Genomic DNA, 13989 nt, shown 5'->3' with positions numbered 1-13989 from the left:
TAGCTCTACATACCAGCATAAAGTAACTCCTATGTTCTGGGCTCATGGAACTGCCACAGGCATCCGCTCACTCAGACGAGTGTTTAGGTCTGCAAGTAGGTCATTGCCACTACGACGAGCTTGCCAAGGACCAGTGTTATACTGATCGATTATCCATTGCCCATTCATCAAGTCTTCTGACTCAGCCAAGGTACCAATGTACTGGATTGGAGTCGATGAGCTAGTGATGTATCGCTTAGTAAATTGGATGCGCCGTCCGATTACCTCTCCACTTAGCTGGGCTTCTCCTAAGTAACCGTCGTCCAAAATATTCCCAGTGATTGTATTCTTGCTTTGAACCAGAGTTGCTTCAAACCGGGTGGGTACTCCCCCTTGCCAGTAAGTTCCGAGCCAAGTGCCAGTTAAGTCTGCCATGAACACCAAATTTTAGTGAGGAGTTAACTAACCATTATAATATAATTTTGGTCTATATAGCAAATTTAGATAAGTAAGTGGTGAGATTAAGAAGAAACCGAAAGAGGAGGAAGACACCGGAACCAATCGCACCTTTATCTCTTGGTTAACACAAACACACTCTAGTGATTCCCCCGTCCAAATTCCCGATTCCCGATTCCCGATTCCCGATTCCCTAATATTTCATAATTGTCTGACCAATACACGATTACACTATCATTGCGCTTTTTGCTGGCACTTTGGCAAATAAAAGTAGCATAGTCTAGCAATAATAATTCATATTAGATGCCATAGAGCAATACCACCTAGCTTATTAGTTGTCAAGGTTACAGGAATGATGATGGATGGGGAAGAATTACTGAAGCGATATGCTGCTGGAGAACGGGACTTTCCAGAAGCTAATCTACAGGGAGTATCTCTGGCGGGAGTAAACCTGAGCCAAGCTAACCTACGACGTGCTAATCTCAGCCAGAGTTGTCTCAAGGGCGCTATTCTTAAAGGTGTCAATCTGCGAGAAGCGAATTTATCTGGTGCTAATCTACAGGGAAGTGACCTGTGTGAAGCCAACCTTATTGTTAGTAACCTGAGTCAGGCAAATCTAACTAAGGCTAACTTGAGTAATGCTAATCTACGCAGTTGCCGCCTGATTGGAGTCAACCTCAGTAAAGCTAATCTGAGTGAAGCAATTCTGAGTGAGGCAATTCTCCAGAATGCTAACTTGAGTCACGCAAAACTGATTAGCACATCCTTGAACCGAGCCAAGCTTTCCCAAGCCCTCTTGGACGGAGCGATTTTGGAGGGAGCATCCCTCAACAATTGTATTCTGATCGAAGCGAATCTGATTGGGGCAAATTTGTCCCATACCCTGCTCAGTGGAGCCAACTTGACTAAGGCCAATCTCAATCAAGCAGACTTGAGTGGTGCAATAGCAAGTGGCTGCACCATGAGAAACACTATCCTAACGGATGCGAATCTCAGAGGAGCAAGGATGAGTTGGACAATTCTCCATGGTGCTAATCTCACCAAGGCTAATTTATACCGAGCTAACCTGTGTTGGTCGAATCTTAGCGAGGCAATATTGATTGAAGCTGTTTTAATTGATGCTAATCTGAATCAGGCTAACCTGCGTGAAGCTAAACTTAGCAAAGCGATTATGCCAAGTGGCAGTCAGCATCAATAGTTGAACCCAGTTTTTGATCAGCCCTGGCTTGTTTCACACATCAAATCGAAACGCTATAGCAAAATTAACAACTGATATTATGTCTGGTTATAAATTACCACTTAATAATTACAAATAACCTGTTAATAATTAATTGTAAAATGTTACTAATTACCTTTTACAATTTACTAATTACCTGTTACCTGTTACCAATTACCAATTACCAATTACCAATTACCAATTACCAATTACCCTCAATCATTCCATTAATCAGCAAAGCTGTGCAACCCAAACCACTTATCCAGTAAAGGTCTTCAGCAGTAACAATTGTGCTAACTCGCAAAAGCCCTCAGATTCTTTAGCATAAGTGACATAGGCTGGCACGCATCTGCAACCAACTCGACAACATCCAGCCCTGGCCAGGGCATTAGACTCTGATTCGAGTGGAAAGTGTTCGACAATTCAAAAAGGGGAGGCAACACCGTCTGGAAAAGGAAACACGCTACTATGTTGCTTCTTACGCCCTTGTCTGCTGAGTCCTTTGCCCAGGGCATCCCTTGGATATTGGGGTGTAGAGAACAAGGTTGATTATGTGCGCTTCGGTTACTCAGGGTGAAGATGCTTCACGTATTCCCATGCATCAGTTACCTCAAATCTTTGCCGTTGCTCGTAACTTTGCTCTAAATATCTATCGTTCTCATGACTTTTCAAATATGGCTCAGGCTCAAAGACGGTGCCAGTTTGGACTAGACACACAAAGAGCGCATTTTCAGAAATGTTATAGCCCTGGAAACAAGCACTGTCTTTAACTAAGACTTTCAGCTAGTTTTGCGTTCACAACTCATTTAGAAACGCTATATCTGATCATTGTGTTGTTTTTTTAAATAAACTTTAACAAAAATTAACATAATGATCATGAATCACGTTTATCATGTGTATAAATAATACAAACACTAAATAAGTGAGGGCAATTCAAGGGAATCTGTTTGCAGAAGATGGCGAAGATGGGGAAGATGGGCAAGATGAAACTGGCGGAGATTTTAGTCATCGGTTGGAACCTCCGCAATTTTCCTGACCTCCTCTGACAAAATTTTATTTCTATGACAATGGGATGCACCTACTCAAATTACCCATGACTCATGACCCATTACCAATTCCTCATTACTAATTCTTCCCTAGCCATTACCTATTATTCAGGGGATTTATTTGTTGTAAATCTACCGAATAATTGGTATTTGCTATTAGTTGTCATGGAGTGCTCTACAGCTTTTTTAAAGCTTTCACAATTAATTGTTGGATTTAACGCCACAATGAAAAATTGACTTAAAGGGATTATAGAAATAGTTTTTTAGACATCCGAGGAAAAAGCTTTGCTGATCAACACTCCAAGATTCAACAAAACATCGGTTGAGCGATTAGTAAATTTTTGGTCAAATCGCTATGTACCCGATTTATCAATTATTGCTTCCAAAAATGGTGTTTTAAAGATTTATGATTTGCTAGAATTTGCTTCCAGAAAGGGGCGCAATAAAACGGTTACCAAGTTACAGCGTTTAATCCAGATTAACTGTGAGTGTGCGGGAATTAAAACAGATGCTATGTTCTCCTATATTCCTAATGTGGTTAATTTGACCGAGGCTAAGCGAATTGCTGAATTTGTTTGCTCCGTTTACGAAAAGGTACTGGAAATTTACCAAGAGCAATCACCGAATCCTAGTTTAATGGCAGCAATACGACTAGGGGAGACAATTAATTTCTTCACAGATTTCTCTAGCCCGTGGACAATGGTAGCGCTAGAGTTGCCAGCTATAGAAAAGCTAGCCACCTCTCTCGAACCTGTATTGCGGCAACTGCGGCAGCAACATATATCAGCAAAAGACCGTCGAGCCATTGGTTTTGTTACCACACAGTTTCACTTCAGCACTCAGTTAGTACTCAATCGGCTGACATTGCCAGAACAAATTTTGCTCAGTCCCTACTTTAAGTTTGTCGAGGAGCAAGTTTCTATCCCCTGGCAACGAATCTGTAATGCAGCGGCTTTGCATGATTTTAACTCACCTACCTTAGCCTTAGTGGAGCAACTCTTACCTGTTAGTCAGGATATTGCTCAGACTGTCTACCAACGCACAGAGGAATTGCACTCTGGTCATTTTAGCCGTCGGGGAGGGTTGGACGATCCAGGAATTAAGGCTTCGACTATCAGAGATTTAGAAATGTTCCAGGGTTACCTATGGCTATGTGCTTTGGAGGGGAATATGACATCAATAGAACAGGAACTGTTGCCGTTGTGTTTACTGGTATTTCCTAGCGTAGACGTAAGTTGGAAGCTGGCGGAAAAAATGTTGCAGTTGCTGGTGGATGAACTAAACGCTCGTATAGAGTCAGATCAGATGTACCTCTTGCTTCCTTATACTAAAGGACTGCTGGAGTTATTCTCTGACCTGGAGCAGAAGGCGTTATGATATCATCTAGCAGTCCTAAATCTTGGTGGCAGGAACAAACTTCGTCCCGGAAGCGGTCAGACTAGTGCAGGCAGGCAGAAATAATACCAATTCTTCAAAGTAGGACTACAGATGCAGATGGCCAGGGTGCATCTCATATTTGTAAAAAAGACGGGAAGTGTGGGGCCCGGGCGCGGGGCCCGGGCGCGGGAAGTCTGGAGATTTTATTAGAATTTTTGCCTAATTGCATGCATTAAGATGCACCCGATGGCCAGATGGGGAGATGGCCAGATGAAATTGATGTGTAGGTGTGTAAGCCCTAAGAATTGGTATAACTCCCCAGGCGGATCAGGTGGCTTACTGCAGAATAGGGCCAGATGTCAGTTTGAACCTAAAATCGCTAGTCTAACTGGTAGTAACCTTCTTTAGTTTCCTTATGGCTACCTTGGGCTTACATCATTTCGCACCCAAACTAAAAAAATATATAATTATAGCATTATCGGCTGCTATACTCCCGTTATGTTTTGCTAGTGTGACCTTATCCCAATCTAGTGATAATGATAATCCCAATCCATTGGAACTGACTGCTCCTGATCCCCTCCTTCCTTCCTTATCCCCAGACGAACCTCTCAACCCCTCCGAACGTTCTAGACTCAAGCAAGCGTTGGATGAACTGAATGCTGAAGCTGAAGCTGAATTCAAAGCTGGTAATCAATCCAAAGCCTTTGACATCTGGTATCGGGAAATCCGGCTGCGGCGAGTGCTAGGGGATCCCGTGGCAGAAGTGCAAACCTTGGGCAGAGTAGGAGGAGTTGCCTGGAATGAAAACAATAAGCAGTCAGTACAACTAATTACGGCACGCTTGGAAGAGATTCAGCAGGAAAATGAAGCAGAAGACTCGATCAATCTGCCACTGTTAAAAGCTTTGGGTAAGGCTTATGAACAGATTCGATTGCCAGGACAAGCTTTGACAGTCTATGAGCAAATTCTCGCTGATGCTCGAAACCAGGGCGATATGGCAGCGGTTGAGGCTACCTTGAAGACCATGGGTGAATTGCACATGGCTTGGTTTGATTATCCCAAAGCAGCAGAAACCTATGAGGAATTACTGGCTCAAGTTCAGACCGATGTTCCTTTGGAACCGCTTCGCGAACGCATAAATGAAGAAGTGGCTTATTTACAAGAGCTAGCTTATATCTACGACCAAGACCAACAACCGGACCAGGCATTGCCCAAAAAGCAGCAATTAGTGGACATTTACCTAAATCAAGGTAATGATACCCAGATTCCAGCCCTGAAAATTGCGATCGCATCTGACTACAACAGCCTCAATCAACCAGAAAAAGCTAGTCAAACCTATCAGGAAGCCTATTCCTTAGCCTGGTCTCTACAGCAGTTTGCCCATGCTAGCGAAGCACTACAACCTCTAGCACAACTTTACCTTACCTCTAAGCAGCCAGAGTTTGCCTTGCAAGTTTATGAGGTTTTGCTGCAAGTTGAACAACAGTCCTATAATTACTATGGCTTGATGAATACTTACGACAACATTGGTCAAATTTATCTGGATATGAACAATTATCCTCAAGCCTTAGCAGCATTTCAAAAGGGGCTAGACTTGGCTGAGTCATTGCAGCATCGAGAAGCTTATTTTGTCAATAAAATTCAGCTAGTCAATCGGCAAAATTTGTAGTAATATTTTAGGTCTATAGTTGTTAAAATAACGACTATAGTACAGGGAATCGGGAATCGGGAATCGGGAATCGGGAATCGGGAATCGGTACTTGTGTATCAAGTAGTTATCGATGAAGTTGGTATCTTGGCATTGCTGAATTAAGGAATGAATGCGCGATCATCTGTTTTTGTTAAAGCCCCCTAAATCCCCCAATTCTGGGGGACGCAAGAAAGTTTTGTTCCCCCACCGGTGCGCTTTCCGTCGGCGAATTAAATTCGCCACGGGTCGCACCGCAGAATTGGGGGGCTAGGGGGGCGAAACCATACCCATAATCAGGAACGCCGGTATATTTATACCAATGCTGGAAATTAGGAATAAAGATCAATTTCATTTCCCTATCTTCCTATTTCCCTATCTTCCCATTTCCCTATCTTCCCATCTCCGGAGCTAGACAACCGCTTCACTCCTCACCTTGATCTGAATCATCAGAGTCGCTCAAGAAATACAACAATGCACAAATAGCAGCAACAATACCTAACAATGGAGATTCACTAGAGAGGGTTAGAACTAGTAACACAATTTCCAGAAGGGTTTGGAAGCTTTCGAGATTGTTCATGAAAATTGTTTCAGGTGAACTACAATTTCATCAAACCCTGGGGCTAAAGCAGTTCAAACCTTGGAAGCTGTTGAGCTGACATGAGTTATGGCCAACTTATAATTCATTGCCGACTTGTACCTGAGTTGTACCTGAGTTGGGCTGAGTGACTATAAAAGATAGTTATAGTTTGAGTAGTTGATCAGACCGAACCTATGTCTCGCTCACTCAGAGTTCATCCCGAGTATATTGACCAGGTTAAATTAGCCCTTAAGCGCAACGGTTATCCTCGCCAGAAAGACTTAGCTGAGGAATTGGAGATATCTCTATCAACCCTCAATAATTACCTCAATGGCCGACCTGTCGATAACCTGAATTTTCAAGAAATTAGTGAAAAATTGGGACAAGACTGGAAAGCGATCGCTCTTCTAGATCTTGAAAGCACACCAAGCAATAGCAATGTTAATCCAGATCCGTGGAAACCGGATTTAGATCAGGACGAAGCTATCCCTGACGTTGACTATTATGTTGAACGTCCTCCCATTGAAACCACTTGTTATCAAACACTTTTACGTCCCGGTGCCTTGGTGAGAATTAAAGCACCAAGTCTAATGGGGAAGACCTTACTGATAGCTAGAGTGCTGAGAAAGTTGGTTGCCCAGCAGGGCTATCAAACTGTGTATATTAACCTGCACCTGGCTAACCACGCTGACCTTGCCAATCTTAATTCATTACTAAAGTGGTTTAGCTTCTGTGTCAGTGAGAGTTTAGGATTAGCTAATCGATTAGCTGATTACTGGTACGAAGGATTATCGACCAGTAAAATGGCTTGTACCAACTACTTTGAACGGTATTTGCTAAGGCAGGTTAACAGGCCAGTAGTCCTATGTTTGGATGAAGTTGACCGAGTTTTTCCTCACCGTGATGTGGCATCAGACTTTTTAGGAATGCTAAGGGCTTGGCATGAGAAAGCCAAGATGGGTAAACGTTTAGAACGCCTCCGATTAGTGGTAGTTCATTCCACAGAAGTTTATATTCCCGTGACATACTCCTACACTGATCTTTACAGATTCAGTGTAGGCTTCTTACCAAAACCACCTAACGGTTCGGTTACTCGGTAAGCTTTACTAGTGACGGGATGCCCCACCGCCAAATTCAATATATTCCTAGCCGCATTAACATCTCTATCCTCGATATATCCACAATGAGGACAGGAATGAATGCGGTCTTTTAATTCCTTTGGTACTTTTTGACCACAATTAGAACAGTTTTGACTGGTGTTCCGAGGATTTACTGCAATCGTGACCAACCCAGCATTTTCGGCTTTGGTTGACAGGATAGACAGAAATTGACCCCAGCCAGCATCTAGGACGGATTTGGCCATTTTAGTCTTAGCCAATCCCTTTATATTCAACTTTTCATGAGCAATTAGATCGTGATCATCTAACAACCCTTTAGCTGTCTTGAAATGAAAATCTTTTCTGGTATCAGCTACCTTTTTGTGAGCTTTACCTAGTTTAACAACAGCCTTCTTTCTGTTGTTACTGCCTTTCTTAGATCTACTGACAGCTTTCTGAATTTTCTTTAATCGTTTCTGAGCTTTCCGATAGTACTGGGGGATTTGCACCTCTGTCCCGTCGGACTTGGTCAAAAATGACTTGAGACCCATGTCTATACCAACAGGATTTGATACTTGTTCAATCGGGATCACCTCAGGGACAGTATCATCCTGTAATGACAAGGTCACATAGTATCCATCAGCTTTACGTGTAACCGTGGCAGTTTGAATTCTAAATCCGTCTGGAATTGGTCTATGGTAAACCATTTTGACCCATCCAAACTTAGGAAGGTTCAACCTGTTCCCTTGAATAGGGTTTTTGGAAAAAGCAGAAAAAGTTAAAGACTTATACCTGTTCTTACTCTTGAATCTGGGTTTGCCACTTCTCTTGCCATTAGAGTCACCTTTTATGAATCTCTTAAAGGCTAAATCAACCTTCTTGACGCAGTCTTGTAGTACATTGGCATGAATAGCTTTGTACCAGTGCCTATCTTTCTTTAATTGAGGTAAAGTTTTTTTCTGTGAAAAGTAATTAGGATTATTTCTAAGTTCAGGCAAATGGCAAATAAGAGGACAGGAGTTAATAGAGCAGCGATTTTGTTCGTACCAGCTAAACCTGTCAGCAAGTAAATAGTTGTATTGGTGGCGCAACATGTCCAGCCATCTTTCTATCTCCATCACTTGCAATTTTGTTAGTCTTAGTCTGTACTGGTACGCCGTTCTCATTGATTTCTCCTGTTTTTCGACCTACTATTAGTATAACAGTCGTGGCAACAGGTATCAACCCATAATGAAAGATCAAAAGCTCGTAGTCAGAGTGACCAATTTTGAGAAAAAGCAATTACAGGAAGAGGCTGATCGTAGGGGAATGACCTGCTCCGAATTACTCAGAAGCTTCATAGCTCGCCTCCCTGTGCCGAAAGACTCTGTGCAAAATTCCTCCCACACTCATACTACGTATTGAGATGTGGGGCTCCTTTTGCCAGAAAGCTGAACCTTAACGAATCCCCGTTTAATGTTGGTGTTCCGATTGAGTTACCGGAATTGACCCAAGAGCAAATTATTGAATTAGCGCAACAATACCAACTTGATTGTACAGCATCTGAGGTTGAGCAATTGCAGGGGTTAGTAGGGGGACATCCCTATTTAATTGGCGAATGCTTTAACCATCTCAAATTTAATGGTACTGGTTACCTTGAGCAAGTATTAAACAATGCTGCCACCGAAGCTGGGATTTATCGCAATCATCTACGACACCTCTGGCAGATGCTACAGCAACATCAAGCTTTGGCTGATGCCTTTAAAGATGTGATTGAGGCCAGTTGTCCGATTCCCTTAGAATCCCGATCAGCTTACAAACTACACAGTATGGGATTAGTGAATTTACAAGGACATCAAGTCACTCTCCGTTGTCAGTTGTATCGGGAGTATTTTCAAGCGCGATTCCAGCAGACCCCATGATGGAAACCCAGACTATGCAAATCTATCAAGTAGGCGGCGCATTACCCCTTAATGCTAGCAGTTATGTCAAACGTCAGGCCGATGAGGAGTTGTATCAATACCTAAAAGCAGGGGAATTTTGTTATGTCTTAAATTCCCGTCAGATGGGGAAGTCTTCTTTGAAAGTTCAAACAGTAAAACGGTTGCAACAAGAAGAAATTGTTTGTGCTTCTATTGATACTACCATGCTGGGGTCGCAACAGATTCCCCCACGGGAATGGTATGGCGGTTTGATTAGTGGGTTGGTGTCTGAGTTGGAACTCTACGACAGCTGGGGGGGCGACATGAGAGCTAAAAAGTAGACTGTATAAGCTTCATAGCTCTCATACCTCGTAAATAATTATCGAGCTTATGACGACTTAAACGCATCAAAGCATAAACTAATTCCCAACATTTATCCATAAAATTAATCCATTTGTGAGCATACATTCCAATATAAAAACTGCTATGCCTTTTAGTTAATCGCCCATAGTTTTTGACTCTAGTAACATAGTTCTGAACTCCTTTTTTATTAATTATTTCTCCTTTGATTGTGGCAATAAAATAAGCAAAAGACATGATGATAACTAAAGATATAAAACGTTTTCCGACTACATTGCTGCCTTCCATATTATATCCACCACTTTTATAATCTCGAAACATTTGTTCAATATTAAAACGTTTTTTATAAGCGGAGATTGCCTCAGAGGCTTCGTTCATATTTGTTAAAATAAACCAACCTTCTTTGGTCACGGATTTTCGATAACTTTTTTTCCATTTACAAGCGACACTAAATCCTGATATTTGTTGAGTTTTTGTGACTTTAACCTTTTCAAAAAATAATGAAATTCCTGGTTTTAACCCAGAGTTTTCTAAGGAGATCCACCCCTGATTTTTTAATTCAATTTGCTCAGATTTTTTAAGTCTTAAACAAAAGTTAAAGCCTTGTTTGTCGAGCCATTCAGCCAATTTTACTGAACAAAATTCTCGGTCTCCTAAAATTACAACTTTATAGTCATCAAATAGCCCTATGATATTTGAAAATAGTTGTTTCTGCTCCGAAAAGTTACTTGAGCCAAATTTTGATAGAAGTTCAAAATAAACGGGAAGTGCTCGGTTTTTATAAATTAAGCTAACCATCAATAAATTCTTGTTATTCCAATTAGTTCTATCGATAGCTAAATAAATTGTTTCCTGTTTATCAAATGTTTGATAGACCCATTCTCTAATAATTGGAAACCACAGTTTTTTGACTTTAAATATTGGTAATGACAAAAATCTCTGTAACTTTTTACGCCTTGAGTTACATTTAATAGGCAAAGGTAGCGGTGCAGCGCGGTCTTGGGGGTTTCCCCCATGAGCGACTGCACCAAGACAAGATTCAGCCATTTTTTCGAGTTTAACATTTTTGATATCTTGTACAATAATTACTACAAGGTAAAAAAACAATAATTGAGATTCGGAAAGTAGATTTTTTAGATGTTTTTGATATAATTCTTGTATCATTCTCGATTGGTAGGTCGTATTGACAATTTATGACCTATCTTTTTTTACCATAATTCGCTCAATTTAATATATATCAAGGGTTACAGGCCGCTTGTCGCCCCCCCAGCTACGACAGGTTTGATGAATACCATTGGCTTCAACAGCACCAAAAGATTTCTCCGGTACAGTGCTTTGGTAAGTTTATCAAAGAGGTATTGTTTGAATATATTGCTCAACCAATTGTTATTTTTATTGATGAAATCGATAGTGTTCTGCAATTAAGCTTCAAAGATGACTTCTTTGCCCTAATTCGAGCTTGTTACAACAAACGGGCGGAAAATTCTGCCTATAATCGCCTTAGTTTTGTGCTGTTGGGGGTGGCTACACCAGGGGATTTGATTGGAGATAAAGACCGAACCCCTTTTAATATTGGACGGGCGGTAGAGTTACATGGCTTTCAAAGAGATGAAGTTGAGCCGTTAGTCAGGGGATTGGCGGGACAGGTCAGCAACCCCCAGGCTGTTATCCAGGAGATATTAGACTGGACAGGAGGACAGCCCTTTCTTACCCAAAAGCTGTGTCAGTTGGTGGTTAGTTCTGCCTCGGTTTTCGATCCCTTAAAAAAGGGGGAGAAGGAATGGATTGAGAAATTGGTGCGATCGCATGTGATCTCGAACTGGGAAGCTACCGATGAGCCAGAACATTTGAAGACCATACGCGATCGCATTCTCAGTAATGAGCAACGGTCTGCCTACTTGTTGGAATTGTATCAGCAGGTGTGGCAACAGGGGGAAGTTGTTGCTAATAACAGTTTTGAGGAAGGTAAGTTACAGTTATCTGGATTAGTATTCAAGCAGAGAGTTGGAGCTTTTCCAGTTCTTAAAGTATATAACCGTATCTACCATCAAGTCTTTAATCAAGACTGGATTGAACAAGAATTAGCTGCATTACGTCCCTATTCAGAAGGGTTTAGGGCTTGGGTGGCGTCGGGATGTCAGGATGAATCGCTATTGTTGCGGGGGAAGGCTCTCAAGGATGCTCAGGCTTGGGCGAAAAGAAAGAATTTAAGTTATTTGGATCAGCAGTTTTTGGCGGCCAGTGAAAAGAAGGGGATTGAGGAGCAAATTGCTCAATTAGACAGAGAGAGGAAGGATCGGGAAGCGACCCAGAAGAGAAATCAGGTACTAACTGAGGCGAATCGGAAGGCTCAACGGCGGATTCAGATTGGCGCTGTGGTGCTCAGTATAGCTGTGTTGGGAGCAATTGTTTCAGGATTAGTGGCAGCAAAAGAAGTGATCATGGTAGCGGAAGCTAAAGCTGCTCATAAAAAAATCAAAGAAGATATCCAAACCATTAATAGGCTCTCTGAACTTGCTACAGAACTCCAACAAAAGGGGCTGTATTCTGAAGCACAAGAGGCATGGTTTCAAGTCAGTCAGTCTACACTAATCCAAGAAGACAAACGCAATATCAAGCAAGCCATGCTCCTAGCTTCGATTTCTTTAGCTAATCAGCAACTTAGTCAGAAGTATCAAGAAATAAAACAGAATAGTAAAGCAACCGAACGTTGGAATGAGGCTACAAAAAAAATTGAACAGATAGAAGAAAAAAATCTCTTATCCTCACAATCAAATGTAAATGTCCCCGAAGAATGGGCAATTTACGTTCATGTCAAAAGAGTCCAGGGGAGTATACTGAGGAAAGAAGGGAATATAGAGGAAGCATTACAAGCTTACAAGCAAGCCTTTGATAGACTTGATACTGCTTGGAAAAAGTTTCCAAACGTTGATCTCGATACAGAAATTCCTATACCTAGCTTTCTTCCTCAACAACAGTCAATACTTTCAACGAATGCCGTAGAAAATTTTCATCGAGAATACATTGAGTTACTATCTGAAAACGGTCAAGACTATCAAATGGTCAAAAACTCTCTTTTCAATCACTTCCTAGCTGAACTTCACTTCTTTATGAAGTCGGCAAACTGGAAAGATGCTGACCTAAAAAATGTTCGTATCATGCTTTACATAGCTGATCGAGAAAAAGAAGGTTGGCTCAATGTCGAACATATTGAACAATGCTCCTGCCAAAAGCTACTTACTCTTAACACCCTTTGGGTCAAACACTCAGATGGCAAGTTTGGCTTCAGTGTACAAAAGCAGATCTTGGACAAAATTATTGCTGAGCGTGGCTTACCCAAGGGAGAGTATGATAAATTATTAGATGAAACATGGTACGAGTGGTGGGAAAAAGTCAACTGGTTTGCAGAAATTTTCAACAAAAACAAAGCCGAGGAAGGTCACTTACCCTTGGCACCGTGGAACACCAAGGATAATCGTACTGCGACTTTCCGGGGAGGAGACCCCCCAGTGACTCCTTGGCGCAAGTCTTTTCTGAGTGTTCTATTCTCCCGTTGCGACTGGTAGACTTTAACATCCTGTAGCTAACCGCTCAAACTATAACCTTAAAATTATCAATTTTAAGGTTATCTTGGCGGTCATTTACTTACTAATTATCCCATTCTTCCGAATCATCAATCATACCGGGATTAATTAGGGTAATATCATACTCATCCATTTGATCTACTGGATCAGTTGGGGTATTCTCTCGCTTGAGTAGATAATATTTAGCACTGACCTTAGGCGCAAAAATTACCTCATCTTCATCTTCGAGATCATGGGCTTGAAGCTTACGACCATTGATTAAAATGCCATTGGAACTAGCCTTACCTTTGAGGTTACCATCAAAAATTCGGTAGTAGGGACTACCATCAGAACGTCTACGCCTTACTAAGGTGGCATGTCGGCGAGACACAAACTTTGAAAACAGGCGGATATCAGACTCTGGATCTCTACCGATAGAATATACCTCCTCTTCCAAAGGAATCTGCTTGCTTCCCTTGTCATCCTCAATAATCAATAAATGGTTGTGGTCAGATTGTGTAGCCATGAATCGCTCGTGATCAAAAGGGTAATTGGTTGAGAACAATGCTCTTATTTACTTACATTGACACAGCTCTCAACCAGCTTGCGACTGACTTAGGAATTGCACAGTAATAAGTTTACCATTTGTGCATACTAATTCAGAGGTGTAACTCTTGCTGCTCAAGGAATGGCGTTATTAAATCCTTGTTTCAACTAACCTGTAATA

15 protein-coding genes and 1 pseudogene are annotated in these 13989 nt (G+C 41.6%); 9 read left to right on the top strand and 7 right to left on the bottom strand.

What is annotated here, in order from left to right; genetic code table 11:
* Nucleotides 1-42: 42 nt before the first annotated feature.
* Together F6K64_RS07165 and F6K64_RS07160 are read right to left on the bottom strand one after the other, a co-directional pair.
* Nucleotides 43-414 carry a hypothetical protein gene (locus tag F6K64_RS07165; protein ID WP_008188360.1) on the bottom strand — a complete coding sequence of 124 codons (372 nt, stop codon included), beginning with the start codon at nucleotides 412-414 and terminating at the stop codon, nucleotides 43-45.
* 161 nt (nucleotides 415-575) lie between these two features.
* Complete coding sequence (locus F6K64_RS07160) at nucleotides 576-722, bottom strand: hypothetical protein (protein WP_154659917.1); 147 nt, start codon at nucleotides 720-722, stop codon at nucleotides 576-578.
* Between the two features lie 71 nt (nucleotides 723-793).
* On the opposite strand from F6K64_RS07160, the gene F6K64_RS07155 reads away from it, so the two are divergent.
* The 4 genes from F6K64_RS07155 (at nucleotide 794) to F6K64_RS07140 (ending at nucleotide 5743) form a co-directional block, all read left to right on the top strand.
* Entirely contained in the window at nucleotides 794-1633 is an 840-nt protein-coding gene (locus F6K64_RS07155) for a pentapeptide repeat-containing protein (protein WP_044494810.1), read from the top strand.
* A 569-nt stretch (nucleotides 1634-2202) separates the two neighbouring features.
* Entirely contained in the window at nucleotides 2203-2421 is a 219-nt protein-coding gene (locus tag F6K64_RS07150; RefSeq protein ID WP_131827195.1) for a hypothetical protein, read from the top strand.
* A 561-nt stretch (nucleotides 2422-2982) separates the two neighbouring features.
* Nucleotides 2983-4074, top strand: coding sequence for a hypothetical protein (locus F6K64_RS07145; protein ID WP_008188351.1), 1092 nt, complete (start codon nucleotides 2983-2985; stop codon nucleotides 4072-4074).
* A gap of 511 nt (nucleotides 4075-4585) precedes the next feature.
* Nucleotides 4586-5743, top strand: a complete 1158-nt coding sequence (locus F6K64_RS07140) for a tetratricopeptide repeat protein (protein WP_229419070.1) — start codon at nucleotides 4586-4588, stop codon at nucleotides 5741-5743.
* Here the strand turns inward: F6K64_RS07140 and F6K64_RS07135 are convergent.
* Both F6K64_RS07135 and F6K64_RS07130 read right to left on the bottom strand, forming a co-directional pair.
* A complete protein-coding gene (locus F6K64_RS07135) occupies nucleotides 5720-5845 on the bottom strand; it encodes a hypothetical protein (RefSeq protein ID WP_267872096.1) in 126 nt (41 codons plus the stop codon). The genes F6K64_RS07140 and F6K64_RS07135 overlap by 24 nt on opposite strands.
* A gap of 340 nt (nucleotides 5846-6185) precedes the next feature.
* Nucleotides 6186-6341 (bottom strand): hypothetical protein, encoded by a 156-nt coding sequence (locus F6K64_RS07130; RefSeq protein WP_154659916.1) that lies wholly within the window; start codon nucleotides 6339-6341, stop codon nucleotides 6186-6188.
* A 194-nt stretch (nucleotides 6342-6535) separates the two neighbouring features.
* Here F6K64_RS07130 and F6K64_RS07125 point away from each other — a divergent pair, with 194 nt between their 5' ends.
* Nucleotides 6536-7441 (top strand): AAA-like domain-containing protein, encoded by a 906-nt coding sequence (locus F6K64_RS07125; RefSeq protein WP_052308480.1) that lies wholly within the window; start codon nucleotides 6536-6538, stop codon nucleotides 7439-7441.
* Here F6K64_RS07125 and F6K64_RS07120 read toward each other — a convergent pair.
* Nucleotides 7384-8604: an RNA-guided endonuclease InsQ/TnpB family protein gene (locus tag F6K64_RS07120; protein WP_008188345.1), complete on the bottom strand. Its 1221-nt coding sequence runs from the start codon at nucleotides 8602-8604 to the stop codon at nucleotides 7384-7386. The two genes, F6K64_RS07125 and F6K64_RS07120, sit on opposite strands and share 58 nt — an antisense overlap.
* Nucleotides 8605-8668: 64 nt before the next feature.
* Here F6K64_RS07120 and F6K64_RS38760 point away from each other — a divergent pair, with 64 nt between their 5' ends.
* From F6K64_RS38760 to F6K64_RS07110, 3 genes are read left to right on the top strand one after another with little or no spacing between them, the layout of a single operon-like run.
* Nucleotides 8669-8842, top strand: coding sequence for a plasmid mobilization protein (locus F6K64_RS38760; protein ID WP_008188343.1), 174 nt, complete (start codon nucleotides 8669-8671; stop codon nucleotides 8840-8842).
* Nucleotides 8839-9339, top strand: a complete 501-nt coding sequence (locus F6K64_RS07115; protein ID WP_008188340.1) for an AAA-like domain-containing protein — start codon at nucleotides 8839-8841, stop codon at nucleotides 9337-9339. The genes F6K64_RS38760 and F6K64_RS07115 overlap by 4 nt, the downstream gene beginning before the upstream one ends.
* On the top strand, nucleotides 9336-9680 hold the full coding sequence (locus tag F6K64_RS07110; protein ID WP_008188338.1) for a hypothetical protein: 345 nt from the start codon (nucleotides 9336-9338) through the stop codon (nucleotides 9678-9680). Before F6K64_RS07115 ends, F6K64_RS07110 begins: the two co-directional genes overlap by 4 nt.
* On the opposite strand, the pseudogene F6K64_RS07105 reads toward F6K64_RS07110, so the two are convergent.
* Nucleotides 9641-10863: pseudogene (locus F6K64_RS07105) on the bottom strand (IS4 family transposase). The gene F6K64_RS07110 and the pseudogene F6K64_RS07105 sit on opposite strands and share 40 nt — an antisense overlap.
* A gap of 68 nt (nucleotides 10864-10931) precedes the next feature.
* Between F6K64_RS07105 and F6K64_RS07100 the strand changes: the two are divergent.
* A complete protein-coding gene (locus tag F6K64_RS07100; RefSeq protein ID WP_353813882.1) occupies nucleotides 10932-13265 on the top strand; it encodes an AAA-like domain-containing protein in 2334 nt (777 codons plus the stop codon).
* Between the two features lie 82 nt (nucleotides 13266-13347).
* Here F6K64_RS07100 and F6K64_RS07095 read toward each other — a convergent pair whose 3' ends face one another.
* The gene (locus tag F6K64_RS07095) at nucleotides 13348-13788 is read right to left on the bottom strand and encodes an FHA domain-containing protein (protein ID WP_008188331.1); all 441 of its coding nucleotides are present in this window, start codon (nucleotides 13786-13788) and stop codon (nucleotides 13348-13350) included.
* Nucleotides 13789-13989 lie beyond the last annotated feature (201 nt).

The sequence above is a fragment of the Moorena sp. SIO3A2 genome (genome assembly GCF_010672265.1).
GTDB lineage: Bacteria > Cyanobacteriota > Cyanobacteriia > Cyanobacteriales > Coleofasciculaceae > Moorena > Moorena producens.
The sequence above is the reverse complement of the archived record's forward strand: the minus strand, read 5'-3'. Positions and strand labels throughout refer to the sequence as shown.

What these genes read in the sequence shown, in the direction of transcription:
- F6K64_RS07165 (WP_008188360.1), bottom strand. Translation starts at nt 414, where the DNA reads ATGGCAGACTTAACTGGCACTTGGCTCGGAACTTACTGGCAAGGGGGA.
- F6K64_RS07155 (WP_044494810.1), top strand. Translation starts at nt 794, where the DNA reads ATGGATGGGGAAGAATTACTGAAGCGATATGCTGCTGGAGAACGGGAC.
- F6K64_RS07150 (WP_131827195.1), top strand. Translation starts at nt 2,203, where the DNA reads ATGTGCGCTTCGGTTACTCAGGGTGAAGATGCTTCACGTATTCCCATG.
- F6K64_RS07130 (WP_154659916.1), bottom strand. Translation starts at nt 6,341, where the DNA reads ATGAACAATCTCGAAAGCTTCCAAACCCTTCTGGAAATTGTGTTACTA.
- F6K64_RS07125 (WP_052308480.1), top strand. Translation starts at nt 6,536, where the DNA reads ATGTCTCGCTCACTCAGAGTTCATCCCGAGTATATTGACCAGGTTAAA.
- F6K64_RS07120 (WP_008188345.1), bottom strand. Translation starts at nt 8,604, where the DNA reads ATGAGAACGGCGTACCAGTACAGACTAAGACTAACAAAATTGCAAGTG.
- F6K64_RS38760 (WP_008188343.1), top strand. Translation starts at nt 8,669, where the DNA reads ATGAAAGATCAAAAGCTCGTAGTCAGAGTGACCAATTTTGAGAAAAAG.
- F6K64_RS07110 (WP_008188338.1), top strand. Translation starts at nt 9,336, where the DNA reads ATGATGGAAACCCAGACTATGCAAATCTATCAAGTAGGCGGCGCATTA.
- F6K64_RS07095 (WP_008188331.1), bottom strand. Translation starts at nt 13,788, where the DNA reads ATGGCTACACAATCTGACCACAACCATTTATTGATTATTGAGGATGAC.